The 851-nt window shown below is 67.9% G+C and carries 1 protein-coding gene; it reads right to left on the reverse strand.

The genetic code is table 11. The features are described 5' to 3' along the window. Nucleotides 1–105: 105 nt before the first annotated feature. Nucleotides 106–851: copper chaperone PCu(A)C (locus tag JCM19049_RS15925; RefSeq protein WP_279403408.1), on the reverse strand; the 746-nt coding region annotated here is incomplete at its 5' end.

An 851-nucleotide genomic window follows, 5' to 3' on the forward strand; every position in this document is an offset into this window, starting at 1 on the left:
CAACCCCGAACCCACTGACCAGCCCGCCCAGCGCCGCCACGGCGGAGCCGGTCAGCAACGTACGCCGCGAAGGTTCAGCACGGCGGGTCGATGCCGGAACCCCGCTCATTTAGTGCCCTCCCCCGTGCTCCTCGTGGGTGCCTCGGTGTCCTGGGAGTGCTGCGAGTGGTAGCTTTCGTTCGCGCCGTCGTAGTTGCGGATGGGGAACTGCACGTCCTTGCTGGAGCCGTCGGCGAATTCCAGGCGCAGGGTGGCCACCTCGGCGGGCACCAACGGCTGCTTCAGGTCCATGAACATGATGTGGTTGCCGCCCGGGGCCAGTTCCACGCTCTGTCCGGCAGGAATCTGCAGCGCCCCCTCGATCTGCTGCATGACGGCATCGGTGCCTTGGCCGGCCATTTCATGGATCTGCAGGGTGTTGCCGTGTTCCTGGTCCACCACTGCCTCCAGCTCCACCGGCTGGTCGGAGTCGTTGCGCAGGGTGCCGAACGCGGCGCTCATTCCCTTTTCGGCGGCCTTCGCCCACGGGTCGGTAACGGTCAACGCGTCGGCCTGCCGGCTGGCGTGCTGTTCGTTGTGGCTGTTCTGGGCCGTTGGCTCCTGTGCGGTGCCGTCGGCTGGGGCGCAGCCGGTGAGCAGCAGGGCCGCCCCCAGGCCGAGGGCGGCAAGGGACTTGGTCGAGATCTTCTTTGACATCATGATTTGTTCGCTTTCTTGCCGCCGCGCGTGCTCACCAGGGTGCGCAGGGTAGGACTGGCGCGCCTCGCAGGTGGACCGGGAGGGCGTGCCGAATGGGCGCGCCACCCCGGAGAAATGCGTTGGGGTGCGCTGCAGCGGCGCGCGGCAACTGC

Source organism: Arthrobacter sp. JCM 19049 (assembly GCF_001310435.1).